Annotated in this window: 21 protein-coding genes, 3 tRNA genes and 1 rRNA gene; 9 read left to right on the forward strand and 16 right to left on the reverse strand. The window is 65.0% G+C overall.

From position 1 onward, the window contains the following. Positions 1-200: 200 nt before the first annotated feature. The 5 genes from BBJ41_RS09635 to BBJ41_RS09655 form a co-directional block, all read right to left on the reverse strand. A tRNA-Ala gene (locus BBJ41_RS09635) sits at positions 201-276 on the reverse strand. A gap of 41 nt (positions 277-317) precedes the next feature. Continuing rightward, positions 318-394 (reverse strand) — tRNA-Ile (locus BBJ41_RS09640). 63 nt (positions 395-457) lie between these two features. Continuing rightward, positions 458-1,990 (reverse strand): 16S ribosomal RNA (locus tag BBJ41_RS09645). A gap of 577 nt (positions 1,991-2,567) precedes the next feature. Beyond that, positions 2,568-3,098 carry a cytochrome b gene (locus BBJ41_RS09650; RefSeq protein ID WP_069746315.1) on the reverse strand — a complete coding sequence of 177 codons (531 nt, stop codon included), beginning with the start codon at positions 3,096-3,098 and terminating at the stop codon, positions 2,568-2,570. Then, the gene (locus tag BBJ41_RS09655) at positions 3,098-4,186 is read right to left on the reverse strand and encodes a catalase family peroxidase (protein ID WP_069746316.1); all 1,089 of its coding nucleotides are present in this window, start codon (positions 4,184-4,186) and stop codon (positions 3,098-3,100) included. Before BBJ41_RS09655 ends, BBJ41_RS09650 begins: the two co-directional genes overlap by 1 nt. A gap of 157 nt (positions 4,187-4,343) precedes the next feature. Between BBJ41_RS09655 and BBJ41_RS09660 the strand changes: the two genes are divergently transcribed. Together BBJ41_RS09660 and BBJ41_RS09665 are read left to right on the forward strand one after the other, a co-directional pair. Then, positions 4,344-4,865, forward strand: a complete 522-nt coding sequence (locus tag BBJ41_RS09660) for a sigma-70 family RNA polymerase sigma factor (protein ID WP_034183763.1) — start codon at positions 4,344-4,346, stop codon at positions 4,863-4,865. After that, positions 4,862-5,620, forward strand: coding sequence for an anti-sigma factor family protein (locus tag BBJ41_RS09665; protein WP_069746317.1), 759 nt, complete (start codon positions 4,862-4,864; stop codon positions 5,618-5,620). The genes BBJ41_RS09660 and BBJ41_RS09665 overlap by 4 nt, the downstream gene beginning before the upstream one ends. Positions 5,621-6,390: 770 nt before the next feature. Here BBJ41_RS09665 and BBJ41_RS09670 read toward each other — a convergent pair. From BBJ41_RS09670 to BBJ41_RS09680, 3 genes are read right to left on the reverse strand one after another with little or no spacing between them, the layout of a single operon-like run. Beyond that, positions 6,391-6,735, reverse strand: coding sequence for a hypothetical protein (locus BBJ41_RS09670; RefSeq protein WP_236872011.1), 345 nt, complete (start codon positions 6,733-6,735; stop codon positions 6,391-6,393). Next, positions 6,735-7,055 (reverse strand): immunity 53 family protein, encoded by a 321-nt coding sequence (locus BBJ41_RS09675; protein ID WP_069746318.1) that lies wholly within the window; start codon positions 7,053-7,055, stop codon positions 6,735-6,737. Before BBJ41_RS09675 ends, BBJ41_RS09670 begins: the two co-directional genes overlap by 1 nt. Before the next feature lie 27 nt (positions 7,056-7,082). Beyond that, a complete protein-coding gene (locus BBJ41_RS09680) occupies positions 7,083-7,337 on the reverse strand; it encodes a hypothetical protein (protein WP_069746319.1) in 255 nt (84 codons plus the stop codon). 577 nt (positions 7,338-7,914) lie between these two features. Here BBJ41_RS09680 and BBJ41_RS09685 point away from each other — a divergent pair. Both BBJ41_RS09685 and BBJ41_RS09690 read left to right on the forward strand, forming a co-directional pair. Then, positions 7,915-7,991, forward strand: a tRNA-Val gene (locus BBJ41_RS09685). A 323-nt stretch (positions 7,992-8,314) separates the two neighbouring features. After that, a complete protein-coding gene (locus BBJ41_RS09690) occupies positions 8,315-8,830 on the forward strand; it encodes a DUF2628 domain-containing protein (protein ID WP_069746320.1) in 516 nt (171 codons plus the stop codon). A 114-nt stretch (positions 8,831-8,944) separates the two neighbouring features. On the opposite strand, the gene BBJ41_RS09695 is transcribed toward BBJ41_RS09690, so the two are convergent. Further along, positions 8,945-9,826: a sigma-70 family RNA polymerase sigma factor gene (locus BBJ41_RS09695; protein WP_069746321.1), complete on the reverse strand. Its 882-nt coding sequence runs from the start codon at positions 9,824-9,826 to the stop codon at positions 8,945-8,947. Continuing rightward, the gene (locus tag BBJ41_RS09700; RefSeq protein WP_069746322.1) at positions 9,826-10,302 is read right to left on the reverse strand and encodes a carboxymuconolactone decarboxylase family protein; all 477 of its coding nucleotides are present in this window, start codon (positions 10,300-10,302) and stop codon (positions 9,826-9,828) included. The genes BBJ41_RS09695 and BBJ41_RS09700 overlap by 1 nt, the downstream gene beginning before the upstream one ends. Before the next feature lie 523 nt (positions 10,303-10,825). Between BBJ41_RS09700 and egtB the strand changes: the two genes are divergently transcribed. From egtB to BBJ41_RS09725, 5 genes are all read left to right on the forward strand, one after another. Then, the gene (egtB, locus tag BBJ41_RS09705; RefSeq protein ID WP_069746323.1) at positions 10,826-12,049 is read left to right on the forward strand and encodes an ergothioneine biosynthesis protein EgtB; all 1,224 of its coding nucleotides are present in this window, start codon (positions 10,826-10,828) and stop codon (positions 12,047-12,049) included. Further along, complete coding sequence (gene egtD / locus BBJ41_RS09710) at positions 12,033-13,046, forward strand: L-histidine N(alpha)-methyltransferase (RefSeq protein ID WP_069746324.1); 1,014 nt, start codon at positions 12,033-12,035, stop codon at positions 13,044-13,046. The genes egtB and egtD overlap by 17 nt, the downstream gene beginning before the upstream one ends. A 287-nt stretch (positions 13,047-13,333) precedes the next feature. Further along, positions 13,334-13,636, forward strand: a complete 303-nt coding sequence (locus BBJ41_RS09715) for a hypothetical protein (RefSeq protein WP_069746325.1) — start codon at positions 13,334-13,336, stop codon at positions 13,634-13,636. Positions 13,637-13,672: 36 nt separating this feature from the next. Beyond that, positions 13,673-13,927 (forward strand): hypothetical protein, encoded by a 255-nt coding sequence (locus tag BBJ41_RS09720; RefSeq protein ID WP_069746326.1) that lies wholly within the window; start codon positions 13,673-13,675, stop codon positions 13,925-13,927. Between the two features lie 202 nt (positions 13,928-14,129). After that, the gene (locus BBJ41_RS09725; protein ID WP_069746327.1) at positions 14,130-14,504 is read left to right on the forward strand and encodes a hypothetical protein; all 375 of its coding nucleotides are present in this window, start codon (positions 14,130-14,132) and stop codon (positions 14,502-14,504) included. A 256-nt stretch (positions 14,505-14,760) separates the two neighbouring features. On the opposite strand, the gene BBJ41_RS09730 is transcribed toward BBJ41_RS09725, so the two are convergent. The 6 genes from BBJ41_RS09730 to BBJ41_RS09755 all read right to left on the reverse strand — a co-directional run bounded on the left by BBJ41_RS09730 (position 14,761) and on the right by BBJ41_RS09755 (position 24,567). Continuing rightward, positions 14,761-17,787, reverse strand: coding sequence for a type III restriction-modification system endonuclease (locus BBJ41_RS09730; protein ID WP_069746328.1), 3,027 nt, complete (start codon positions 17,785-17,787; stop codon positions 14,761-14,763). Beyond that, positions 17,787-19,805 (reverse strand): site-specific DNA-methyltransferase, encoded by a 2,019-nt coding sequence (locus BBJ41_RS09735; RefSeq protein WP_069746329.1) that lies wholly within the window; start codon positions 19,803-19,805, stop codon positions 17,787-17,789. Before BBJ41_RS09735 ends, BBJ41_RS09730 begins: the two co-directional genes overlap by 1 nt. 348 nt (positions 19,806-20,153) lie before the next feature. Further along, the gene (locus BBJ41_RS09740; protein ID WP_069746330.1) at positions 20,154-21,284 is read right to left on the reverse strand and encodes a porin; all 1,131 of its coding nucleotides are present in this window, start codon (positions 21,282-21,284) and stop codon (positions 20,154-20,156) included. 278 nt (positions 21,285-21,562) lie between these two features. Further along, entirely contained in the window at positions 21,563-22,240 is a 678-nt protein-coding gene (locus BBJ41_RS09745; protein ID WP_069746331.1) for a response regulator, read from the reverse strand. A 13-nt stretch (positions 22,241-22,253) separates the two neighbouring features. Next, positions 22,254-23,621 (reverse strand): sensor histidine kinase, encoded by a 1,368-nt coding sequence (locus BBJ41_RS09750; RefSeq protein ID WP_069746332.1) that lies wholly within the window; start codon positions 23,619-23,621, stop codon positions 22,254-22,256. Positions 23,622-23,709: 88 nt separating this feature from the next. Further along, positions 23,710-24,567: an ABC transporter permease gene (locus BBJ41_RS09755; RefSeq protein ID WP_156814761.1), complete on the reverse strand. Its 858-nt coding sequence runs from the start codon at positions 24,565-24,567 to the stop codon at positions 23,710-23,712. Between the last annotated feature and the right edge of the window lie 38 nt (positions 24,568-24,605).

The following is a 24,605-nucleotide window of genomic DNA, read 5'->3' on the forward strand; positions in this document are numbered from 1 at the left end:
TACATCGATACAATCACAACCCGGATAACTTTCACGTCCATCTCAAGACGCTTCCGCTATCCAAATTACTTACTTCTTCCAGATTGTTAAAGAACGACAGCCGATATCTTTTGATATCACTCTGACTGGCTCAATCGCCAATGGCAAATGCTCGTCTCACACGTCACTTTCGTGTGATCCAAACGCTTCCCATTGAAGATTGGTGGAGGCAGACGGGATCGAACCGACGACCCCCTGCTTGCAAAGCAGGTGCTCTCCCAGCTGAGCTATGCCCCCATGAGTACAGATTCCTCAGGTACTACCGCCAGACAAGACAATGGTGGGTCTGGTTGGATTCGAACCAACGACCCCCGCCTTATCAAGACGGTGCTCTAACCGACTGAGCTACAGACCCCTGAGTCTGTCTTTAATTTACAGCCGATAAGCGTGAGCGCTCAACTTTGCGAGATAGCTCTGGAAAGGAGGTGATCCAGCCGCACCTTCCGATACGGCTACCTTGTTACGACTTCACCCCAGTCATGAATCCTACCGTGGTGACCGTCCTCCTTGCGGTTAGACTAGCCACTTCTGGTAAAACCCACTCCCATGGTGTGACGGGCGGTGTGTACAAGACCCGGGAACGTATTCACCGCGGCATGCTGATCCGCGATTACTAGCGATTCCAGCTTCATGCACTCGAGTTGCAGAGTGCAATCCGGACTACGATCGGTTTTCTGGGATTAGCTCCCCCTCGCGGGTTGGCAACCCTCTGTTCCGACCATTGTATGACGTGTGAAGCCCTACCCATAAGGGCCATGAGGACTTGACGTCATCCCCACCTTCCTCCGGTTTGTCACCGGCAGTCTCCTTAGAGTGCTCTTGCGTAGCAACTAAGGACAAGGGTTGCGCTCGTTGCGGGACTTAACCCAACATCTCACGACACGAGCTGACGACAGCCATGCAGCACCTGTGTATCGGTTCTCTTTCGAGCACTCCCACCTCTCAGCAGGATTCCGACCATGTCAAGGGTAGGTAAGGTTTTTCGCGTTGCATCGAATTAATCCACATCATCCACCGCTTGTGCGGGTCCCCGTCAATTCCTTTGAGTTTTAATCTTGCGACCGTACTCCCCAGGCGGTCAACTTCACGCGTTAGCTACGTTACTAAGGAAATGAATCCCCAACAACTAGTTGACATCGTTTAGGGCGTGGACTACCAGGGTATCTAATCCTGTTTGCTCCCCACGCTTTCGTGCATGAGCGTCAGTATTGGCCCAGGGGGCTGCCTTCGCCATCGGTATTCCTCCACATCTCTACGCATTTCACTGCTACACGTGGAATTCTACCCCCCTCTGCCATACTCTAGCCTGCCAGTCACCAATGCAGTTCCCAGGTTGAGCCCGGGGATTTCACATCGGTCTTAGCAAACCGCCTGCGCACGCTTTACGCCCAGTAATTCCGATTAACGCTCGCACCCTACGTATTACCGCGGCTGCTGGCACGTAGTTAGCCGGTGCTTATTCTTCCGGTACCGTCATCCCCCGGCTATATTAGAACCAAGGATTTCTTTCCGGACAAAAGTGCTTTACAACCCGAAGGCCTTCTTCACACACGCGGCATTGCTGGATCAGGCTTTCGCCCATTGTCCAAAATTCCCCACTGCTGCCTCCCGTAGGAGTCTGGGCCGTGTCTCAGTCCCAGTGTGGCTGGTCGTCCTCTCAGACCAGCTACTGATCGTCGCCTTGGTAGGCCTTTACCCCACCAACTAGCTAATCAGCCATCGGCCAACCCTATAGCGCGAGGCCCGAAGGTCCCCCGCTTTCATCCGTAGATCGTATGCGGTATTAATCCGGCTTTCGCCGGGCTATCCCCCACTACAGGACATGTTCCGATGTATTACTCACCCGTTCGCCACTCGCCACCAGGTGCAAGCACCCGTGCTGCCGTTCGACTTGCATGTGTAAGGCATGCCGCCAGCGTTCAATCTGAGCCAGGATCAAACTCTTCAGTTCAAACCTGTTACTGTTTTCGGTTCTGTTAAGAACCGGTCGCTCACTCAAAGCTGACAGGTATATGAATTGCTTCATAAACCTGACTTACTTTAGTGTGAGACTCTTGATACTTTCGCTTTCTGATCCGAAGATCAGCTCGCTTCCATCAAGCGCCCACACTTATCGGCTGTTAATTTTTAAAGAGCATTTCTGCGAGAAACCGCTGATTTCTCAGCAGCGCCGCGTTTTCAGCAGCAGAGAAGCGAGATTATTAACCGTTTTTTAAAACTCGTCAACAACTTTTTTAACTACTTCGTTGCGACGACTGCGGTTTAATTTCGTGTGCACTGGAGTCGCTAAAAATCGACTTCAACAGCACCGCTTCCTTTTTTCCCTCCGCGCCGTGTTTCCGTTAGCGCGAAAGAGGCGAGATTCTAAGCATCCGCCCCGATCTCCGCAACCCCCTTTGTGAAATTTTTTTGACGTGCCGTTCCGAAGGCCGCCGAGCCTCCCTGGCGGTTATATATAAGCGACACGGCAGGAGCAGCCTCGGTCGCCCGTGAACCGCCCCGCCGTATCGAAACCAACCCGCCGTCGCTCACCGCCCCACCATCGCCCTCACCACGCCGTCCCGCCGAATCAACCCGTGATACAGCGCCGCCGCAAAGTGCGCGAGGAACGTCGCGAAGAACAGATATGCCACCACCCGATGCGCGACCCTGAGCCAGGCGAACGTCACCGGGTCAGCCGAAACGATCGCAGGCAGCTGCACGCCACCGCCCAGCGTCACCGGATATCCGCCGGCCGACAGCATCGCCCACCCGATCAGCGGCATCGCGACCATCAGCGCATACAGCACGAGATGCGACCCATGCGCGGCAAGCTTCTGCCACCACGGCAAGTCTTCAGGCAACGCCGGCGGCTTCGACAAAACCCGCACCACGATCCGCACACACACCAGCACCAGCACGGCCACACCCAGCGGCTTGTGAATCGCCACCAGCACCGCATGCCGCTCGGAGACGGACGACACCATCCCCACGCCGATAAACAGCATCGCGACGATCATCGCGGCCATCACCCAATGCAGCACCCGCGCCGGCAGACTAAACGTCGTAGAAGTCTTCATCACCGCCCCTCCGAACTCAACTTGGCCACGCCCGCCACGCCAGCCTCTTCACTGGTCCGCCGCAGATACGAATCCGCATAAGCCGCCGACCTGGCCGCCAGCAACGGATCTCCCGACACCTGAATCCCCTGCGGCAGCACCGTCGGGTCGTAATTCACGTCGCGGCACGGCCCGCTGTCCTGCGCCTCCACGCGGTCGAGCACGAGCGTGCCCGCATCGATCGTCGTCCGCTGCGCGGGCCAGACCTTCGTCGCGTCGTCCACCGGATCGCCGGGCTCCGCCAGCGTGACCAGCAGCTTCCACTTCTGCGGCCCCGCCGCGATCCGCTGCGTCACGTCCTGCTGCAACACGTTCGGATCCGCGGCCGTCGCGACGTCCCCGGCGCCGGCCGTCTGCTCCGGCACGACACGCCACCGCACCGGCTGCCGCTTGCCGCTCGCGTCGACGAAGTAAAACGCGTTCAACCCGTAATAGCTTTCGGTGACGTAGCTCGCGCTCGGCTTCGCACCCTTCACCCACTGCAGGAACGCAGCCGTCTCCGGATGCGCGCCGAAAAACGCCTTCACCTTCGCCGGATCAGGCTTGCCCGTCTTCGGATCGGGCCGGGTCGCCACCGTCTGCTGGTAGAACGCCTGCGGCGTCGCCACCGGAAACACGGGCATCGCGTTCATCCCGGTGCGCCATTGCTCGCCGTCCGGCGCGGTGAGCTTCAGCGCGAGACTGCGGATCGGCACACTGCTGTCGGGCGCATACGGATTCCCGCCGGGCAGCGCGAACCGCCCGACCACCGGCGTACGCACCGCCTTGAAGAACGGCGCGACCGAATACGCGCTCGCGGCGCCGTTGCCTTCGAAATAACCGGTCACGCACACGCCCTTCGCGTGATTGCGCCGGAAGCCGGGATGAACGCCGCTGTTGGTCTGCAGCGCGTCGACGAGCCGCTGCGGGGTCAGACGCGCCGGCGCGAGCCACCCGCCGGCGTACCCGAACGCGACGGCCACGCCGGCCACCGCGCCGCCGATCACGGCCCAGCGCCACCACCCGCGCCCGGGCTCGCGCTGCGGCGAAGAAGAGGAAGATTGCTTCATGGATGCACTCCCGATCGTCAGATCATTGTCGAACGCGCGTAGGACGCCGCCCGCGCCGCTTTATTCCAGGAAAATTTTTTTCCTATGCTTGATGGAATAATCGGCGCCGCCCGGCGTCCTACGCGGCATCTCGACCCTTTCGGCAACCGGCCCGGCCATGCCCTCCACCGCCCTCGACGACGAAGCGTTGCGCGAACTCCTCCCCAGGCTGCGACGTTTCGCGCTCTGGCTCGCGCGCGACGTCCACGCGGCCGACGATCTCGTCCAGTCGACGCTCGAGCGCGCGCTGTCGCGCTGGACGAGCCGTCGCGACGACGCGTCGCTGCGCAGCTGGCTCTTCACGATCCTGTATCGGCAGTTCCTCGACGGCAAACGCAGCGCGAAGCGCTACGCGTGGCTGCTCGGCCGCATCCGCGACGACGATGAAGCGCACTGGCCGTCCGCCGAACGCGAATTCGCGGCGCGCGCGACGCTCGAAGCGTTCGGCCGGCTCTCGGACGAGCAACGCAGCCTGCTGCTGCTCGTCGCGGTCGAGGGTTTCACGTATCAGGAAGTCGCCGACCTGCTCGACGTGCCGATCGGCACCGTGATGTCGCGGCTCTCCCGCGCGCGCCAGGCGCTGCGCCAGCTCAGCGACGGCGAGCTTCCCGCTCCTTCTCTGCGATTGATGAAGAAATGAACACGCCTCCGAACGAACACGACCTTCAGGCCTACGTCGACGGCCAGCTCGACGACGATGCGCGCGCCGCGGTCGAGCGCTATCTCGCGCTGCATCCCGAGCGCGCGGAACAGGTGAAGCAATGGCAGCAGGATGCGCAGCGGTTGAGGGCCGCGCTTGAGAGCGTGCGGATGCCCGCGGAGAACCCGGCGCTCGATCCGGCGGCGATTCGCGCGCGGCGGGCGGAGCGCACGCGGATGCGGTTCGCGATGGCGGCTTCGTTCGTGTTCTGCGTCGGGCTGGGGACGTTCGGCGGCTGGCAGGCGCGCGGGTGGAACGCGCCGCCGCCCATCGCGCCGATGAGCGATGCGATCGAGGCTTACCGGATGACGGTGGTCGATCAGACGGCGAAGGTCGATTATCGGCCGACGCGTGCGGGCGATTTGCAGGGGTGGCTCACCCGACGGGTGGGTGCATCGGCGAAGCTGCCGGATTTGAGCGCGGCCGGGTTCAGGCCGGTCGGCGGGCGGTTGTTTACGACGGACCGTGGGGGCACGGCCGCGATGGTGCTCTATGAGGACGACGCCGGGCGGACACTGAGCTTCTATCTCCGGCCGGCGGAATCGGCCAATCGGCTGCTGCCGGCCGGGCAGCGCGTGGATGGCGCGCTGCTGGCGCGGTATGGGTCGCTGAACGGGCTCAACTACGCGGTGGTCGGGCCGGCCGGGAGCCTCGGGGAAAAAGCGGTCGCGCAGGCGCTCGATCAGCAGACTTGAGTGGTACGATGCGCGCCCTGCCGGCGGTCGCTGGTGGCCGCCGGCGCCTTGAGGCATGCGGCTTTGCCGGCTTGAGCGTGCTCACGCTCACCACTCGCGCGCACAGCGTTTCGATTGACTTTGCCGGTCTGTTGTCCACATCGGAACAGCGTCGGCATCCTCACCTTTAAAATCACAGGGTTTCGAGTCGCCGCGAAGCGGGATATCCACATCGATCGTGTCGGTGCCGCATGTGGACATCGGGCGGTTCGCTCACCTTTGGTCCACACAGCGTTTCGGGTTGTTTTGGGGCTGCTATATCCACAACCCTTCCGGTAAAACGAATCTCCGTGCCGAGTTCGATTACTCTCACCCGTTGGATGCACAGGCTTTCGAGTTCTTTGGCGCCTCGATATCCACAAGACATCCAAACTCGCGGGGATGCTCGAGAACCGAATCGCATCGCCCGATCGATTCCCGAAAAGCCCCGACAGACAAGGCATTCAGGTCGATACGCCTGATCGAAGGCAGAACACTCACCGGTCAAGTGCACAGAGATTCGACTGGTTGGTGTGCGGGTTGTCCACATGCCGGCAAGAAACGCGGTGGATATTCCGCCCGCGATCGCGTCGCGAAAAACATGCGATCGAGAGCCCTCCGTCCAATCATTCGCTCACATGTCCGGTTTGGCTTGTCTCGATCCGGATTCGCTGGAATCCGCACCCAGCTTGCGATTCAGACGCACGCTCACCGACGGGATGCACAGCGTTTCGGGTTGTTTTCCTGCTCGGTTATCCACACCGGCTTATCGCGTCAATGCTGCTCGATGACGTATTGCTCCGGGCCGCGCCACGCAATCGAACGGTACCCGCGCCGAACGACACCGATCTCTCGGTAATACTCGACGAGCGCTTGCGGGCTCCAGTCCCGGCCTGCGGAGAACAACGCATCGAGCTCGACAAGCGTGACAACGAGCGACGATCATCATCGTCCACGATCGTGCGTTCCCAGCGATCGGAATGCCAGGCGAAGTCCAACCGGACCAGCACCTCAGCGACGGCTGCCACATCAGTCACGACAACGGCGACGTGGCCGGCAATATCCATCACAAGCGTCTCATTGACGGGCGCCTTCATCAAACGCCTCGTCCATCGTCGTTTGATGCCTTCACCTTATCTCCGTCCCTGCTCCAGTCGACCGCAAGCACCAACAGCTCGGACAAGTTACGCGGGCCGCCGTAGCCAGCAAATTCAGTTTCGGTTGCGCGAACGGATACCCAATCCGACTCGTCACGCTCGATCGCCAGATCGATCACCTTGCCGGCCGACGCTCCATCGAGCTTCAATTCCCATCCTGGATTGTCGAGCGTGGCGATCCTGATGCCGTGCGCGTGTTCCCACACGCCATCGCAACGGGATTCGTACCAGCACTGCAGCGCAGTCAACGAATCGATCATGTGGCTAGCCCCTTCGGTCCATCCGACTCATACCGCTGTGAGCCATCCGACGATCTCCGCGATATCTTCATCGGACAACTCGCCGACTCGATCGACGAACACCCCGTAGTCGAGATCGAACTTCACGTTGAATCGCTCGCCCTTGTAGCGGCAACACAAGACATCGGCTTCCGGTATCGACACGCGTTGCTCGAACACGATGCCGCCTGAGTGTTGCTGCAACCGGCGTACGACGGCATCGATGTCGAGTGCATCGAGACGGGTCGATGAAGAATCAGCCATTTGCTGTGAGCCTGTCCGCCAGGCCTTCGCATCCTGAACGACGGCGATTCTACAGACACTGCGGACGACTTCTCACCCACACGCCTCACAGCCTTCCGATTCGTCCGTCGCTCTGCTGCACGCAGTGCATATCCTGCGCGAATCACAGTCGATGCACTGTGCTTATCCAAAGGTGTTAACAGGGTTCGTATACATACGTAGTGATAGTTAACAAGCCCTGTGCCTCACAGTGGATAACCTCCGTAACGCACTGAATTATCAACACGAAGCAGGATGCATAACCATGGGCACCTCACGTGAACAGCTCCGCGCAGCACAGAACAACTTTTCGTCGATTCACAGCCGCGGCGACATATCCTCAATCGTTCCACTGTGAATCCAGAGGCTTGCAGGACGGTTATCCAGAGGGGAATGTGGATAACGTTGCAGCACCGAAGCGTTTCGCTGTGACGCTCAACCTCACGCACTCACCGCAACGAGCAACACCACCGGCACACACACGTCACCCTCGATTCAAAAAATTTTCACGAAGGGGCTTGTGCTCTGCAAAAACCCTCTCTATAATTCGCGGCTTCTTAGGCTCGTAGCTCAGTTGGTTAGAGCACCACCTTGACATGGTGGGGGTCGTTGGTTCGAATCCAATCGAGCCTACCAACGAACAAAATGAAGGGGTCCGGCAGCACACATTGCCTACAGGCAATGCGGCTCGCCAAACATACAAACGCCACGCGGCAACATCGCGTGGCGTTTTTCTTTTTCCGGCCGAAACAACGCGAAACAGCGCATGGTGCCCCGATGCATCGCGTGATCCACGGCATTGCATCCTCGTTCATCACCCGCATCCCGACCGGCCACACAACGGCCGCTGCACGACGAGTAGAATCGTGTGCCAGTCGAAGCGGCGTCGACGCATGCCGCCCGATTCCCTCCGCATCAAGACAACAACGCGCGAACCGCGCGATTGAGAGCAAACGACCATGTCCGAGGTCACGAGCACCGCATCGTCCGCGAGCAACGACGAAATCGCCGCTTACGTCGGCAAGAAAGCGACGTGGTTCGAGCGGAAATGGGCGATCGCCGAATCGCGCAAGAGCCGGCAGTCCTGGAACTGGGCGGCCTGCTTCCTGGGCCCGGTCTGGATGGCGTATCGATGCATGTACTGGCAAGCGTCCGCCGTGCTGGGCGTCACGCTTGGCATCACGCTGGTCGAGTTGCTGTACTTCCCGAAGTACTTCGAATCGAGCACGCTCGACCCGGTCACGATCGCGATCGCGGTGTCGCTCGGCTGGTACGGGAACGGCATCTACAAGACGTACGTCGAACGCAAGATCGAAAAGCTGCGCCCGAACGCGACATCCCGCGAATCGTTTCTCGCGCTGCTGGAAGCGCAGGGCGGCACGAACTGGCTCGCGGCGGCCGGCTTCGCCGTCGCGACGCCGCTGCTCGGTTTCCTGATGATCATGATTCGCAACCTCGTGGCCGGGACGTATTGATCGCGACGTATGGATCGCGTTAGCCGGCGGCCGGCAAGGCAGGGCGGAAAGAAGCGGGCGGAGGGCGCCGTTGCCGTGCATCCACACGGCACTCGGCGCGCCATCCCGCCGCCCTCAATGCAGATGCTTCAGCTTGTCGGGATTCCGCACGACATAGATCGCGACGATCTTCCCGTCCTCGATTTCTAGCGCCGTCGTCTGCAGCTCGCCGTCGGATTCGAGCGTGACGAAACCCGGCAGCCCGTTGATGAACCCGGCTCGCACGAGCTTCGACGCATGCGTCGAGAACAGCTCGGCCAGGTATTCGTGCACCTTCATCACGCGCTCGAAGCCGAACACCGGCTTGCCCGCGGCGGAACGCTTGCCGCCGCCGTCCGAGTGCAGGCTCACGTCTTCGGCGAGCATCGCGCCGAGCGCGCGCATGTCGCCGCTGCGCGATGCCGCGAAAAATGCCTCGGCCAGCTCGATCCCGCGCTGCTTCTCGACATGAAAACGCGGCCGCGCCTCGCGCACATGCGTGCGTGCCCGCGCGGCGAGCTGCCGGCATGCGGCCGGGTCGCGCTGGATCGTCGTCGCGACTTCGTCGAACTCGAGGCCGAACACGTCGTGCAGCAGGAACGCCGCGCGTTCGAGCGGCGAGAGCCGTTCGAGCGCGAGCATCAGCGGCAGCGTGACATCTTCCTGCTCGTCTTCCTCGACGACCGGCTCGGGCAGCCACGGGCCGATATACGTCTCGCGCTGGTGCCGCGCGGACTTCAGCTGATCGAGGCACATGCGCATCACCATGCGGCGCAGGAACGCCTCGGGCACGCGCACTTCGGTACGGTCGACGTCCATCCAGCGGATGAACGCCTCCTGCACCATGTCCTCGGCATCCGCGACGGAACCGAGCATCCGGTACGCAACGCGGATCAGCGTGCGGCGCAGCGGGTCGAAGCTCGCCGCCGCATCGGCCCGTTCTTCGGCGCTGCCCTTGGCCGGCTCGAGGTTCGTCATCAGGCCACCATCTTCGCGGCGGCAGCCTTCGCGTCGGCCGGATCGATCCACAGCCCGAAGCCGACGGCGAGCCGGTTCCAGCCGTTGATCACGTTGATCATCAGCGTGAGTTTCACCTGTTCCTCCTGGCTGAAGTGGTCGTTCAGCGCCGCATACGCAGCTTCGTGCGCCGCATGGCCTTCCGACAGCCGCGTGAGCGCCTCGGTCCAGCCGAGCGCCGCGCGTTCGCGGTCGGTGTAGCAGGGCGCTTCACGCCACGCGGCGAGCAGGTAGATGCGCTGCTCGGTCTCGCCTTGCTCGCGCGCTTCGACGGTGTGCATGTTAATGCAGTTGGCGCACGCGTTGATCTGCGACGCGCGGATCTTGACCAGCTCGATCAGCGTCGGCTCGAGGCTCTTCGCGGCGGCGACCGATACGGTCATCCAGTTCTTCATCAGTGCGGGAGCGGCGGCAAACGGATTGAGTTTCGCAGTCATGGTTCCTTCTCCTTTCGTGTGGGTTCCGGTGATATGACGAGCGAGCACCCCGCGCGTGTGACATCGGTGCAAAAAAATTTTCGAAGCGCGCGCGGATGCGGGCCGCCGGCGAGGGCGGGGCGGTTCGTCCGATGAATCCGCGCGTCACGGTGCCGTCACGAACGCCCGCGCGGCTGTCATGGGCCGTCAGTAGCCGCGTGCGCAGGCAAGCGCGTGGCGAACGGCGTCGCACGCCCGCCCCGATTGGCATCGGCGGGTTGCCGCTCGTGCGATGCGCGTGCGGCCCACACTTTCATTTTTCTTTCGATCGCGCTTCATCGGCATCCCGATTCGCAGCATTCACATTTCTGGACCATACTGTTCTGCACGGGCAGATGAAGTGACGCCGCATTCGCGGCCCGGCGCGCGCGCCGGCTGCCCGACGACGCAGCAGTAGGTCGCACGTCAGCCGCGCGCATCATGCGCAAGGCTTTCCCTTTTCCGGCAACGCAACGCAGCGAATCGCGACGTGGACGGTAAACCGATGAGCCTCCCTGCATCACAGCTTCAGCGCCGTTACAAGGACGTGCGCGCCCATAGTGTCGCGTTGACCGCGACGCTGTCCGCCGAGGACCAGGCCGTACAGTCGATGCCCGACGCGAGCCCGACGAAATGGCATCTCGCGCATACGACCTGGTTCTTCGAAACCGTCGTGCTGATGCGCCGCGTGCCCGGCTACGCGCCGTTCGATCACGCGTTCCAGTTCCTCTTCAATTCCTATTACGAAGCGCTCGGCCCGCGCCATCCGCGGCCGCAGCGCGGGCTGCTCACGCGTCCGTCGCTCGACGAGGTGCACGCGTACCGGCAGTACGTCGACGAAGCGATGCTGCGCGCGCTCGCCGACGCCGATCCGGCACTGCTCGATGCGATTGCGCCCGAGATCGAGCTCGGCCTGCATCACGAGCAGCAGCACCAGGAGCTGATCGTCACGGACATGCTGCATGCGTTCTCGTGCAACCCGCTGAAGCCGGCGTTCCGGCCGCGCAACGGGATGGACGGGCACGCGCTGGCCGCGGGCGATGCCGGCGCGCAGCGCTGGCTGCGCCAGCCGGGCGGGCTCGTCGAGATCGGCCACGACGGCGAAGCGTTTTCGTTCGACAACGAACGGCCGCGCCACACGGCGCTCGTGCGGCCGTACGAGATCGCGAGCCGCCTCGTGACGAACGCGGAATTCGCGGCCTTCATCGCCGACGGCGGCTATACGCGCCCCGAGTACTGGCTGTCCGACGGCTGGGCGATGGTGCAGCGGGAAGGGTGGCAAGGGCCCGCGTACTGGATGCCCGACGACGACGATGTTGCCGCCACGCGCGTGCGGCGCACGTTCGGCCTGCACGGTGCCGAAGCGCTCGCGCCCGACGCGCCGGTGTGCCACGTGAGCTTCTACGAAGCGGCCGCGTATGCGGAATGGGCCGGCGCGCGGCTGCCGACCGAATTCGAGTGGGAAGCAGCGTTCGGCGCCGAAGGCCTCACGCAGATGCTCGGGCACGTGTGGCAATGGACGCGCTCGTCCTACGAACCGTATCCGGGCTTCCGGCCGCTCGCGGGTGTCGCGGCCGAATACAACGGCAAGTTCATGGTCGGCCAGCAGGTCCTGCGCGGCAGCAGCATCGCGACGCCGCCCGGGCACGAGCGGCCGACGTACCGCAATTTCTTTCCGCCGGCCGCGCGCTGGCAATTCACGGGAGTGCGACTTGCGCGAGACGTCTGACCTGACGGCCACGAGCGGTGGCCAGCAACCCGCCCGCGATTCGCGGCCGAGCGCGTTCGAGCGCGACCTGATCGACGGACTGTCGCGCACGCCGCGCAGCATTTCGCCGAAATACTTCTACGATGCGGCCGGCTCCGCGCTGTTCGACCGCATCTGCGAGTTGCCCGAGTACTATCCGACCCGCACCGAGCTCGGCATCCTGCGCGATCGCGCCGCCGAGATCGTGCGGCGCGTCGGCCCGCATGCGGACATCGTCGAGTTCGGCGCGGGCTCGCTCGAGAAGATCCGCGTGCTGCTCGACGCGTTCGTGGGCAACTACGCGAACGCGCCGGCGCGCTACGTGCCGGTCGACATCTCGGCCGATTACCTGCACGACGCGGCTGCGCGGCTGCGTTCGGCCTATCCGTGGCTCGACGTCGCGCCGATCGCGGCCGACTACACGAAGGCCGAGCAGCTGGCCGAACTGAGTGCGACGCCGCGGCGGCGCATCGGCTTTTTTCCCGGTTCGACGATCGGCAACTTCTCGCCGGAAGAAGCCGACGCGTTCCTGCGCGATGCCGCACAGCTGCTGCGCGGCGGCGGCTTGCTGGTCGGCGCCGATCTCGTGAAGGACGAGCGCACGCTGCATCACGCGTACAACGACGCGCAGGGCGTGACCGCACGGTTCAACCTGAACCTGCTCGTGCGCGCGAACGCCGAGCTCGGCGCGGATTTCGATCTCGACGCGTTCTCGCATTGCGCGTTTTACGACCGCGAGCGGCAGCGCATCGAGATGCATCTCGTCAGCGACGTCGCGCAGACCGTGCACGTGCGCGGCCACGTGTTCCGCTTCGAGGCCGGTGAGCGCATCCACACCGAGAACTCGCACAAGTTCACGATCGACGGATTTCATACGATTGCGCGCCGCGCGGGATTCGAGCCCGATACCGTGTGGACCGACGCGGACAACCTGTTCAGCGTGCACTGGCTGCGCAGCGTCGACGATATCCGCGCGTAACGCCTGCGCTTGCGACCCGCTCGCACACGGTGCGGGCGGGTTCGCCTTCCGTGTGCTCCGGCGCGTGCCGATTGCCCGGTTTCGTGCCGAAAATCCCCTTTTTACCGATTCGATGCGCCGTTGCAACGGCACGTAGAGCCCCGCCTTTCCCTTGCTCCACAAGGCTTTGCGCGTACCGGTAAACGTCCGTTACCGGTCTCGCATACCCGTTTCACCTGTGTCTGCACCCCGTGCCTAGACTCCGAACCGTATTCACATGACGCACGACACGTGCAGGGAGTCGCGAGATGAACAAGAAACTTATTCTCGGTGCAGTTCTCGGTGTAGCGGCGCTGGCAGCTTCGGGCGTCGCATCGGCTCACGTCGACCTGTCGGTCGGCATCGGCGTGCCTGGCGTCTATGCGCCGGCGCCCGTCTACGTGGCGCCGCCGCCGCCCGTGATGTACGCGCCGGTCGGCTATCGCGATGACGGCTGGCGTGGCGACGGCTGGCGTGCGCGCGAATGGCGCGAACACGAGTGGCGCCGCCGTGAATGGCGCGAGCACGAGTGGCACGATCGCGGCGGCTGGCGCGGCGGCCGCTGGGATTAAGCGGTTCAACGATCACAACAAGAGGAGAGTGAACACATGATGCCCATTCGACACATCAGGCTGTGCGCCACCGCCGCCATCGTTGCGCTCGCAACGATCGGCAGCGCGCACGCGGCGGGCTGCATGAAGGGCGCGGTGGTGGGCGGCGTCGCCGGCCACTACGCCGGACATCACGCGGTCGTCGGTGCGGTCGGCGGCTGTATCGTCGGCCACCACATGGCGAAGAAGCACGCGGAAGAGCAGGCCGCGCAACACAAGGCCGCTGCGCAGGGCATGCAGCCGGCGCAGTAAGCGTCACCGGCGCGGCGCTGCGGCGCCGCGCCCGTTTCCTCCGGCCGGGCACTCGCGCGCGCCGCACCTCCCGGGAACGCACACGCATTGATCCGACGAATACGCGCAACGTGCATCGTTACGATCATTTACAACGTCGTGCGGCACGCATTCCGCGCGTTCCTAGAATGCAACCATTCGAACGCTCCAGGGAGAGCACACAATGAAGCATCAACGGTATCTGTCCGTACTGGCTGCCGCGCTGTTCGCGCTCGGTGCGGTTTCCGCCCATGCGGCCGCCGGCGGGAATGGCGGTGGCAACGGCGGCGGTCATGGCGCAGGCGGCTCCGGCGGCAACGCGGGCGGCATGTCCGGCGGCCACATGAGCGGCGACGCGTCGAGCAACTCGAACGGCATGCATGCGGGCGACCGCGACAAGGGCCTGTCGCGCGCGGCCGACCGTTCCGATACGATCGCCGATCGCGCCGGCGCGCAGCCGGGCCGCGGCCACACGCACGCACATGCGCATGGCCATACCACGCATGCGTCGGCATCCACGCATCATTCGCATCACAACGCATTCGGCCGGACGCTGTAAGCGCGGCGCGACAATGCGATGAAAGGGCGCTTCGGCGCCCTTTTTTCATGGCGGAGACGCAACCCCGCTGTCGCGTGAAAACATCGAGCCGACCCGATTTGCAACCAGCCGTAACCGCGCCGCGGATACGCGCCAATACGATTCGCTTTCACGCGGATAACAGACGGAAAACCGGCGCGAGGAAAGGGCATCGTCACGGTGCCCGCGCACGGTCCTCCGGCCGATAAAAAAGGGCGGCTCATCGCCACCCTTCGTTTCAGCGCCCGGCGCTCGCCGGTGTCGCCTCAGGCCCGAACAACGCGTCCGCATGCCTGACGCGCACGAAGCGCGCCGCGCCATCTCCATCCACCAGCGCACGGAAATGCGCTTCGCCGCACGCGAGCTTCGCGCGCTCGTGCTCGCTCGGCACGTTGCCGTCCGCATTCGGCGTATCGACGACGAAGTACAGCCGCTCGCCGCCGTCCTGTTCCGCGAGCACGGCCCAGTCCGGGTGATAGCTGCCGAGCGGCGTCGGCACGCGGAACCACGCGGGCAGTTTCGCGTACAGCTTCACGCCGTCGTGCGCTTCGAGCGCATCGGCGAACGCGCGCTCCGCGTCCGTCTCGCACACGACCGCTTCGTGGATCGACTTCTGCGCATCGGGCCGCAGGTTGCGCAGATAGCCGGTCAACGCTTCGCTCTCGAACGATTCGAGCGCATGCACGTGACGCTCGCCGAGCTTGCGGTACGCGATGCCCGCGACGAGCGCGAGCCGCTTGCAGCGGTTGATCGCATCGGCCGCGACCGCGATGAACTGCTGCGGATTCACGCGGAAATCGTCAAGCCGGCCGCTGTCGGCCAGGATTGTCGCGAGCGAACGGCGCGTGAGCTGCGTGCGGTCCTGCAGCTCGGTGAGCAGGTCGGGCAGCGGCAGCTCGCCTTCGTCGAGCAGCACCGTGCCGGCGCCCGCGATCTCGATCGCCTCGATGCCGGCCTTGCCGATGTCGATCTCGGCCTTGCGCCACTGCAGCCGTGCGCGCGCGATGTCCGGCGCGTCGTGCAGCGCGGTCGCGCAATCGCGCACGAGCTTCGCGTTGTCGAACTCGACGCGGTACACGGTGCGATGGCGGATACGGTCCCACAGCGCACGGAAATCCGCGCCGAACACGACTGCCTTGCCCGACGCATCGCGCCGCAATGCGATCGCGCGGCGCTCGTCCGCGTTGCGCACCGCGAAGCGGCCCGACAGCTTGCGCAGCGTCGCGACGATCGGCGCGCGCAGCACCTCGAACGCATCAGGCAGCACGAGCGCGCTCTGGCGCAGCGCATCCTTCAGCCGGTCGAGCACCTTGCCCTGCGCGTCGACGTAACCCTGCTCGTGCAGATGGTTCCACAGCACGCGCGACAGCTCGATGCCGAGCGCATGTGCGGGCCCGTCGCCTTCCTGCACGGGCAGCGCCGCGAACTGGTGTTCCTCGACGATTCCGAAACGGATGCCCGTATCGGCCTCGATTTCCTTCTGCAGGTTCTCCGCGAACGACTCGTAGCGCTCGGTCGCGATCACGGTGAGTGTGTTCACGCCCGCATCGCGCACGCGTTCGCCGTCCTGGTCGACGGCGAGACGCAGCCCGCGGCCGAGCGTCTGGCGACGCTCGCGTTCGGTCTGGATGTCACGCAGCGTGCAGATCTGGAACACGTTCGGGTTGTCCCAGCCTTCCTTCAGCGCCGAGTGCGAGAAGATGAACTTCAGCGGCGTGTCGAACGACAGCAGCGCTTCCTTCTCGCGCATGATGAGGCCGTACGCGCGCTCCGCGTTCTCGCGCGCCGCGGCGCTGCTCTCGCTCGTGTCGGTCCAGCCGCCCTTGCGGTCGATCGAGAAGTAGCCGTTGTGCGCACGCTCGACTTCGAGCGCGACGTCGACGCCGTCGAACAGCGCGCGATAGGCCGGCACGCGCGCCGCGCGCGCATATTCCTCTTCGAAGATCAGCGCGTAGTCGCCCTTCACGGGCATGCCGTTCTCGTCGTAGCGACGATAGCGCTCGACCGAATCGACGAAGAACAGCGACAGCACCTTCACGCCGCGCTCCGCGAGGCGCAGCTCCTTGTCGAGATGCTCGCGGATCGTGCGGCGGATCATCTCGCGCTGCACGGCGAGCGTGTCGATGTCGCCGAACGCCTCGCCGAGCGACAGGAATGCCTCGCCTTCCGGATGGCGCAGCTCGACGTATTCGGCGCCCTTCACCGCATGCACTTCGCCGACGCGCAGCCCCGCGTACAGCGCGCGCTTGGTCAGGCGCTCGAGATCGTCGCCGTCGGTGGCCGACACGATCTGGCGCTTCACGCCGGCCGCCGTCGCGACGTCGAGCTCGACGCGCGCGCTAATCGCGCCGCGCCGGTTCGACACGCCCACGAGCCGCACGTACGGCTTGTTGTGCGCATCCTCGACGATCGCCGACGCGATCTCGATCTGCTTGACGAGCTTGCGCTCGTACGCGTCGACCGCGTCGAGCCGGTACACCATGTGGTGACGATCGACGTGCGTGGCCGAATAGCGCAGCGTGCAGAGCGGCGCCATCGCGGCCAGCGCTTCGCGGCCGCGCCCCTCGAGCCCGCCGTCCACGCTCTGCGGCTCGTCGACGATCACGATCGGGCGCGTCGCACGGATCAGGTCGATCGGCTTCTCGCCGCCGGTCTTCTCGCTGTCCTTGTAGAGGTTGTTGATTTCCTTCTTGTTGATCGCGGCGACCGTCATCACCATGATTTGGATCGCCGCGCTCGCCGCGAAGTGGCGCACCTGGCCGAGCTTCGCGGAGTCGTACAGGAAGTAGTCGTACGGCACGCCCGCGTACAGCGCGCGGAAGTGATCCTCGGTGATGGACAGCGTCTTGTGCACGCCTTCCTTGATCGCGATCGACGGCACGACGATCACGAATTTCGTGAAGCCGTAGCGGCGGTTCAGCTCGAAGATCGTGCGCAGGTACACGTAGGTCTTGCCGGTGCCGGTTTCCATCTCGACGGTGAAGTCGCGCGAGCCGGGCAGGCCGGACGGCGGCAGTCCGCCGCGCAGCTGCACGTCGGCGAGATTGCGCGCGAGTGCGTCGTCGGTCAGCGACAGCCGGTTGCCGACGCCCTGTTCCGACACCGCGAAGCCGAGCGAGCCTTGCGCGGCAGCCGTGGTGCCGGGCGCGGCGTTCGCGAGCACGCTGAAGTCGCCGCGATACGATTCCTGGCCGCGAAACAGGTCGCAGACGGCGTCGATCGCCTCGCGCTGGTAGTCGAGATCCGCTTCGAAATGCAGCCGCATCACAGGCTCCGCACGCGCTTCACGCCGTGCTGTTCGAGCAGCGCGGCGAGATTGAGCTTCGCGACGTCGTCGACGAAGCCGCTGTCGCGGAACAGGCACGTGACGTCGCGCGTCGCGCCGCTCGCGTCGAGGAGCGCGACGATGCCGTCGGCGAGCGGGCCCGCGTCGTCGCGCGCGATGCGCGCGTCGAAGCACGCGACGATCGAGCGGCCGATCAGGTGTACGGCCTTGCCAGCCACCTGGTGATGCTCGACCGGCGTGCACAGGTCCAGGCCGAGCTTCAGCGTCAGCTCGGCGAGCAGGTCGTCCTCGGTGCGGCCGGTCTTCACGTGCTCGACGGAGGCGAAGAGCGCATGGTCGAAATCGTCACGGCGCGGGTCCCACTCGATCACGTTGGTCGTGTCGAGCCGATACACGCGGAAGCCGAGGTCGCCATAGCTTTCCGGATAGTCGCGCGCAACCTGCTGCGCGGCGCGGCGCAGGCGTTCCTTGGTGATTTCGGCGAGCGTCGCGGGCTTTTTCAGCTTCGCGCAGAAATCGGCCGCGCTCGTTTGCGTCTTGTCGCGGCGGTCGAGCGCTTCGGGCAGCTGCACGAGCACGTAGCGGCGCGCGCCGCCGTCGGTCGCGTTCACCTGCATCACCGCGTGGCCGGTCGAGCCGGAGCCCGCGAAGCAGTCGAGCACGATGTCGTCGCCGCGCGTGCACCAGCCGATCACGGCCGCCGCGAAATCGACCGGCTTCGGCAGGTCGAACGGGATGCCGAGCGTCTTCAGCAACGCGTCGTCGGAGCCCGCGAACGGCAGCACCGACGGCACGTTCTCGTACATGTTCTCGTCGAGGTAGTAGATCCGCTGCGGCTGCGTGGTTTCGTCCGCACCGAATTCGATCTGGCCGCGCTCGATCAGCGCCTGCATCGTCGCGGGCGGGTTGCGCCAGCCGCGCGCCGGCATCGCGCACGGCTTGCCGGTGACCGGGTGGATCAGCGGCGTGAAATATTCGTCGGGCGCCTTCTTCTTGTTCGGCCACGCCATCGACACGAGGCGGTACACGCGGCCTTCTTCCGACAGCCGGTCGTACATCACTTCGCCGCCCGACAGGCCGGTTTGCGCCTTCATCCACGCGCGGTAGGCCTTCTGCGCGTCCTTCGCGTTGCCGCTGCGGTACACCGCGTCGTGCGCGGCGTCGAGCATGCGCTGCGCGTTGCGCTTCGGTCGCTTGAGCGGCGCCTGTTCGAGCAGCGTCTCGGCGTTGCGCGCGAACAGCACCAGCGATTCGTGCTGGTACGCGACGCCGCGCGCGTCGCCCTTCGGATTGCGTTTGTCCCACACGGCGACGCCGAGCTCGTTCTCCTCGCCGAAGATCTCGCGCAGCATCAGCACGAGTGCATGCACTTCGTGCTCGTCGATGTGCACGGCGATCAGCCCTTCGTCGGACAGCAGCGCGTGCGCGAGCTTCAGGCGCGGATACATCATGTTCAGCCAGTCGGTATGGAACCGGCCGTTCGCCTCGGTGTTCGTGCTGCGTTTCACGCCGCCTTCGGCCTGGCCCGTGATCGACAGGTAGTGACGGATGCTGTCGCTGAAGTCGTCCGGATAGACGAAATCGCTGCCCGTGTTGTACGGCGGGTCGATGTAGACGAGTTTCACCTTGCCCGCGTAGCTCTTGTGCAGCAGCTTCATCACGTCGAGGTTGTCGCCCTCGATCACGAGATGGCGCGTGTCGTCCCACGCGACGCTGTCGTCGGGGCAGGGCCGCAGCGTGCCCGTCGACGGCGTGAGCGCGGCCTGGCGCGCGCTGCGCTTGCCGTGCCAGTGGAAGCCGTAGCGCTCGTCGGCGTCGCCGACCGTGCGCTCGCCGATCAGCGCCTTCAGCACGTCGACGTCGACCGACGCGCCGCCGGGGCCTTCGGTCACGAGTTCGGGGAACAGCGCCTTCAGGCGCGCGACGTTGTCGGCGGTGAAATCCGTCGACATCGCCTGCGGGCTGGCCGCATCGAGTTTCTGCATCGTCTTTTCCATCGGAGCCCGGCCGCGCGCGCCAGGACGTCGGGCGCGCTCGCGGCACCGGCGGCAATGGCCGCCCGGGCAAACCCGAAACGCTAGCGAGTCGGTCGGCGCAGGTCAAGCACCGATGTGAGCCGATCGTGCGCGCATCGGCCGCGATCGCCCGCCCCACGGGCCGCAAGCGGCTTCGGGCCGGTTGTCGCACCGCCGGCCGGCGGCCGCTTCCCGGGGCCGCGCGGCCCCCCCGAAATGACGAAAAAAAGGGCACGGTCGGCGCAAAGCGCCGGCGTGCCCGCATGGAGAATCCCGGACGGAGGGTACGACGGGGCCCGATGGCCCCGCGCCGGATGGCCGGCCTCGAGGTCAGAAGCGCGTACGGATGCCCGAGGTCAGTTCGAGCTGGTTCTTCGCGCCGAACGTCGACGACACCGTGTAGCCGCCGTGCAGCTTCATGTAGTCGCCGGCCAGGTACACCTCGGTGCGCTTGCTCAGGTGATAGAACACCGACCCGTAGATCGTCTCCTTGAAGCCGTTGGCGACGCCGTTCGTCAGGCTGAATGCGCCGAGGTTCGCGTTCGGCGTGAAGCCGTCCGAGTTGTTCGCGGCGTTCTTGACGCGCATCTGCTGGTAGCCGAGCTCGTAGTCGAGCGCGCCCTTCGGCGCGATCTTCATCGACACCGTCCACGAATCGTCGTGGCGCTGGCCGAGCGAGCCCTGGTCGCCGTTGTAGCGGAAGTAGCCGGCATTCAGGCGCACGATGCTGAACGTGTAGTTGCCGCCGACCGAGAACGTCTGGTTCGTGAAGCCGCCGTTGTTCACATGGTTGTAGAAGCCCGACACGTTGAACGGCCCGCCGTTGTAGCCGAGCGCGACCTGGTACGCGGAGCCGGTCGCGAACTGCGTCGAGTTGCTGAACTGGTAGCCGGCGCTCGCGAAGATGCCGTTGCTGAACAGCTTCTTCCACGCGATGCCGTTGTTGTAGCGCGTGCCGGTCGGGCCGGCCGCGTAGAAGATCATCTGCTTGAAGTTGTTCGAGTTGGTCCAGCCGCCTTCCTCGGTCGACAGCCTCGCGGAGCCGTACGGGTCGCCGTAGATCGCGGCCGCGTCGCGCGCGATCGTGTTCTGGAAGCCGGCTGTCAGCTTGCCGAAGCGTTCGTCCTCGACGCCGACCCACGCATCGCGGTCGAAGATCTGGCCGTTGTCTTCCATCTGGCCGTTCGCGACCACGAATTCGCTTTCGAGGCGGAAGATGATCTTCGTGCCGCCGCCGATGTCTTCGGCGCCTCGCAGGCCCCAGCGGCTGCCGCTGAACCACGGTTCGCCTTCATTGCCCATCCCGATCACGTGATTGCCATTCGCGTCGGCGTGGGTCCGGTAGGTCGGAAAGCTCAGGTCCATCAGGCCGTAGAGCTGCACGCTCGATTGCGCATGCGCCTGGGTGCCGGCGCACAGGCCAGCCGCCGCGATGGAAAGGGCAAGGGTTTTTCGTTTCAAGATCGTCTCCTCCGAGCTGCCGCATTGAATTCGGTCGTTGGCAGTACGCAACGTCTGCCGACTCTTGCCGGCCACAGCGAGAGGGCCGACGCGTAGCATCGTAGAGGGTGCAATCCTTCACGACGCTTTCCCGGGCGCAAGAATCGGATCGGTGAAAACACCGAACGCACAACAATCGCGAATCATGCAGACGCGCGCATGCGCGCCTGCCGGGCATCCGGCTGGCGACGATAATGTTTCGTGCTACGAATCGATATTCGAAGGAGCGGGCGCGCCCGTCAGTCCTGCGCGCTCTTCGTGCGCAGGATGTAACCGAGCCCGCGCAGCGTGATGATTTCCGCCGTGCTGCCCGCGAGATGCTTGCGCAGCCGGTGGATGTAGATGTCGATCGCGTCGGCGCTCGGTTCGTCGTCGAGGGCGAACACGCTGTCCATCAGCCGCGCCTTCGACACCGTCTTGTTCTGCTGCAGCATCAGTGTTTCGAGGATCGCGTGCTCGCGGCGGCGCAGCGCGAGCACCGCATCGCCGCAGCGGAATTCGCGTGTGCCGAACGCATAGACGAGATCGCCGCACACGAGCTGCGTCGTGCCGACGCCGGCCTGCCGGCGGATCAGCGCGCGAATCCGCGCAACCAGCTCGCGCGACTCGAACGGCTTCACGACGTAATCGTCGGCGCCCGCGCCGAAGCAGTCGACCTTGTCGTCGACCGAGCCGTGCGCGGTCAGCATCAGCACCGGCACGTTGTCGTTGCGGCGGCGCAGCCGCGCGAGCACTTCCTTGCCGCTGATGCCGGGCAGCCGCATGTCGAGCAGCACCGCATCGTAGCGTTCGGTCTTCAGCACCGTGTCGGCGCGTTCGCCGTCGCCGACGCAGTCGACCGCGAAATCCTCGCCGCGCAGCAGGTTCACGATCCAGTGCGCGAGTTCGGCGTTGTCTTCGACCAGCAGGAGTTTCATGACTGCGTTCTCTTCATTCGTAGGCGGGCAGCCGTACGGTCAGGACGATACCGCGATTGCCGGGGCCCGGCGCGAGCGACGCGCTGCCGCCGTGCGCCTGCGCGATCTCGCGGACGATCGCGAGGCCGAGGCCCGAGCCTTCGGTATCGGCCGACACGCGGTAGAACCGCTTGAACACGTGCGGTCGCGCTTCAGCGGGGATGCCCGGGCCGTTGTCGACCACCTCCAGCACGATCGTCTCGCCGTCGCGCCGCGCGGCAACCGTCACGCAGCCGCCCGGCTGCGTGTAGCGCACCGCGTTGTCGACGAGGTTCATCACCAGCGCGGTCAGCAGGCTGTCGCTGCCCGCGACGTCGAGCCGTTCGCCCAGATCGGCGCCGAGATCGATGTCGCGCTGCTGCGCGAGCACGATCGTCTCCTCCAGCACGCTCGACACCACGGCCGCGAGATCGACGCGATGGGTCAGCAGCGTCGACGGCGTGGCTTCCGCATGCGCGAGCAGCAGCAGCTTGTCGGTCACGGCGGCCATCTTGCGGCTGCTGCGCTGCATGCTGTCGAGCACGGCCACCAGCTCCGGATCGTCGTGGCCGCGCCGCTGCGCGTACTGGATCTGCGTGTCGAGCACCGCGATCGGCGTGCGCAACTGGTGCGCGGCGTCCGCGATGAAACGGCGCTGCGTGGCCGTATGCGTGTTGAGCCGCGCGATGCACCGGTTGATCGCGTCGACGATCGGCCGCAGCTCGTGCTGCAGCCGCTCGGGGCGAATCGGCTCCAGCTCCATCGGCCCGCGGTCGGCGACATCGTCCTTCAGCTTCATCAGCGGGCGAAGCTCCAGCGTCAGGCCGAGATACACGAGCACCACCGCGAGCATCAGCATCAGCGACAGGCGCACGAGCTGCGGCCGCCAGATCGTGTCGACCATCGCATTGCGCGAGCGTGTCGTCTTCGCGACGACGACCGTGACCGTCTCGACCTTGCCCTCGTTGTACAGCTGGCGGTCGTAGATCACCGCGCGCAGCGGCACGCCGTCGAGCGCCGTGTCGTACAGCGTCGGCTCGACGCCGTGCCGTGCGGGCAGGTCGAGCGCCGGATTGCCGGCGAGCAGGCGCTCGCGGCTGTCGATCACCTTGTAGTAGACCGAATCGGCCGAAGGCGACTCGAAGATCTCCAGCGCGGCGGGCGGCACGTCGGCCGCGAGATAGCCGTCGCGCCATTCGACGTCCTCGCCGATCGTGCGTGCGGACGCCACGAGCGCGCTGTCCTGCACGAGCCCGGCCGTGCGCCGCGCGGTGTCGTACGACATCGCGCCCGCGATCAGCACGAAGGCCGCGAGCGGCAGCAGCAGCCACCACAGCAGCCGACCGCGCAGGCTGTGCGCCATCCTGTTGCGCTCCTTCTCCGAAATGCCGAACCGCGCCGGGGGCGCCGGCGCGGTCGGGGTTGTCATGTCATGCGTCCGGCAGCCGCGCTCAGAACGCGGCGGGGCGCCACTTCAGCAGCCGCTTCTCGAGCCAGGTCAGCAGGTAATCGGCGGCCAGCGCGACCACGGCCAGCACGATCATCGCCGCGAACACGCCGCTCGCGTTGAACGCGCCCTGGGCGGTGGAGATTAGCAGGCCGATCCCTTGCTTGGAACCCAGGAATTCGCCGACGACCGCGCCGACCAGCGCGAAACCGAAGCTCACGTGCAGGCTCGCGAGAATCCAGGAGAGCGCGGACGGGATCACGACCGCCGTGGTGATCTGCCGGCGCGACGCGCCGAGGATCTGCGCGTTCGCGATCAGGTAGCGGTCGGCTTCGCGCACGCCCTGGAACGCGTTGCCGAACACGACGAAGAACACCATCACGACGGCCAGCGCGATCTTCGACGCCATCCCGAGGCCGAGCGCGATCACGAAGATCGAGCCGAGCACGACGCGCGGAATCGAGTTCGCGATCTGGATATAGAGACCGAACACGTCGGCCATCAGCTTGTTGCGGCCGAGCACGATCCCGCAGATCACGCCGGCGACCGAGCCGATGATGAAGCCGATCCCGGTTTCTTCCAGCGTGACCCAGACCTGCGTGAGCAGCGGGCCCTGCGACGTGCCGTTCACGAACCAGTCCTGGATCTGTTCGAAGATCAGCGACGGCATCGAGAAGAAGAACGGATCGATCCACTTGAGTCGTGCGGCGAGTTCCCACCCGCCTAGCACGATGACGAGCACGGCGATCCGCAGCGTGACGATGAGGTTGCGCCGGCGGCGCAGCCGGCGTTGCGCGGCGCGCTCGTCGTCCTCGAGCGTCGTTGCCGGAGTGGCGGTGGGGGGAAGCGTCATGTCGGTCATGCTCCTGTCCTTGCTGTCCTTGCCGTGCGGCGTATGCG

It is taken from the genome of Burkholderia stabilis, from assembly GCF_001742165.1.
Classification (GTDB): Bacteria; Pseudomonadota; Gammaproteobacteria; order Burkholderiales; family Burkholderiaceae; genus Burkholderia; species Burkholderia stabilis.

Excerpts from the sequence above, each read along its gene's own strand:
- BBJ41_RS09650 (WP_069746315.1), bottom strand. The coding sequence starts at position 3,098 with ATGAAGACTTCTACGACGTTTAGTCTGCCGGCGCGGGTGCTGCATTGG.
- BBJ41_RS09655 (WP_069746316.1), bottom strand. The coding sequence starts at position 4,186 with ATGAAGCAATCTTCCTCTTCTTCGCCGCAGCGCGAGCCCGGGCGCGGG.
- BBJ41_RS09660 (WP_034183763.1), top strand. The coding sequence starts at position 4,344 with ATGCCCTCCACCGCCCTCGACGACGAAGCGTTGCGCGAACTCCTCCCC.
- BBJ41_RS09665 (WP_069746317.1), top strand. The coding sequence starts at position 4,862 with ATGAACACGCCTCCGAACGAACACGACCTTCAGGCCTACGTCGACGGC.
- BBJ41_RS09670 (WP_236872011.1), bottom strand. The coding sequence starts at position 6,735 with ATGAAGGCGCCCGTCAATGAGACGCTTGTGATGGATATTGCCGGCCAC.
- BBJ41_RS09675 (WP_069746318.1), bottom strand. The coding sequence starts at position 7,055 with ATGATCGATTCGTTGACTGCGCTGCAGTGCTGGTACGAATCCCGTTGC.
- BBJ41_RS09680 (WP_069746319.1), bottom strand. The coding sequence starts at position 7,337 with ATGGCTGATTCTTCATCGACCCGTCTCGATGCACTCGACATCGATGCC.
- BBJ41_RS09690 (WP_069746320.1), top strand. The coding sequence starts at position 8,315 with ATGTCCGAGGTCACGAGCACCGCATCGTCCGCGAGCAACGACGAAATC.
- BBJ41_RS09695 (WP_069746321.1), bottom strand. The coding sequence starts at position 9,826 with ATGACGAACCTCGAGCCGGCCAAGGGCAGCGCCGAAGAACGGGCCGAT.
- BBJ41_RS09700 (WP_069746322.1), bottom strand. The coding sequence starts at position 10,302 with ATGACTGCGAAACTCAATCCGTTTGCCGCCGCTCCCGCACTGATGAAG.
- egtB (WP_069746323.1), top strand. The coding sequence starts at position 10,826 with ATGAGCCTCCCTGCATCACAGCTTCAGCGCCGTTACAAGGACGTGCGC.
- BBJ41_RS09715 (WP_069746325.1), top strand. The coding sequence starts at position 13,334 with ATGAACAAGAAACTTATTCTCGGTGCAGTTCTCGGTGTAGCGGCGCTG.
- BBJ41_RS09720 (WP_069746326.1), top strand. The coding sequence starts at position 13,673 with ATGATGCCCATTCGACACATCAGGCTGTGCGCCACCGCCGCCATCGTT.
- BBJ41_RS09725 (WP_069746327.1), top strand. The coding sequence starts at position 14,130 with ATGAAGCATCAACGGTATCTGTCCGTACTGGCTGCCGCGCTGTTCGCG.
- BBJ41_RS09730 (WP_069746328.1), bottom strand. The coding sequence starts at position 17,787 with ATGCGGCTGCATTTCGAAGCGGATCTCGACTACCAGCGCGAGGCGATC.
- BBJ41_RS09735 (WP_069746329.1), bottom strand. The coding sequence starts at position 19,805 with ATGGAAAAGACGATGCAGAAACTCGATGCGGCCAGCCCGCAGGCGATG.
- BBJ41_RS09745 (WP_069746331.1), bottom strand. The coding sequence starts at position 22,240 with ATGAAACTCCTGCTGGTCGAAGACAACGCCGAACTCGCGCACTGGATC.
- BBJ41_RS09750 (WP_069746332.1), bottom strand. The coding sequence starts at position 23,621 with ATGGCGCACAGCCTGCGCGGTCGGCTGCTGTGGTGGCTGCTGCTGCCG.
- BBJ41_RS09755 (WP_156814761.1), bottom strand. The coding sequence starts at position 24,567 with ATGACCGACATGACGCTTCCCCCCACCGCCACTCCGGCAACGACGCTC.